1 protein-coding gene is annotated in these 584 nt (G+C 71.4%); it reads right to left on the reverse strand.

Going from position 1 to position 584, the window contains the following annotated elements; all coding sequences use genetic code 11:
• Window positions 1–584, reverse strand: a 584-nt coding sequence (locus A9X04_RS05595) for a cell wall metabolism sensor histidine kinase WalK (protein ID WP_197509061.1), incomplete at both ends; no start/stop codon positions are given.

Here is a 584-nt window from a genome sequence, read left to right on the forward strand (position 1 = left end):
GGCAGCGGGCTGGTGGTGACCTTGTGGCCGCGGACCAGCGGAAGGGTGAGCCGGAAGCACGAGCCCTCACCTGGCTCGCCCCACGCCTCCAGCCGGCCCTGGTGCAGACGGGCATCCTCCACGCTGATCGCCAGGCCCAGCCCGGTGCCCCCGGACCGGCGCACCCGCGACGGGTCGGCCCGCCAGAACCGGCTGAACACCAGCTTCTCCTCGCCGGGCCGCAGCCCCACGCCGTAGTCGCGAACGGTGACGGCCACGGTGTCCTCGTCGGCCCCCATCCGGATCTGCACGGGCTTGTGCTCGGCGTGGTCGATCGCGTTGGCGATCAGGTTGCGCAGGATCCGCTCCACCCGCCGGGTGTCGACCTCGGCGATCACCTCTTCCTCCGGCAGGTCGACGAGCAGCTCGATGCCGGCGTCTTCGGCCAGGTGGCCGACGTTGCCCAGCGCGCTCTGCACGGTGGTGCGCAGGTCCACCGCCTCGACGGACAGCTCGGCCACACCGGCGTCGTGCCGGGAGATCTCCAGCAGGTCGTTGAGCAGCGACTCGAACCGGTCCAGCTCGTTGACCATCAGCTCGGTGGA

Source organism: Mycobacterium sp. E3247 (assembly GCF_001667785.1).
GTDB lineage: Bacteria > Actinomycetota > Actinomycetes > Mycobacteriales > Mycobacteriaceae > Mycobacterium.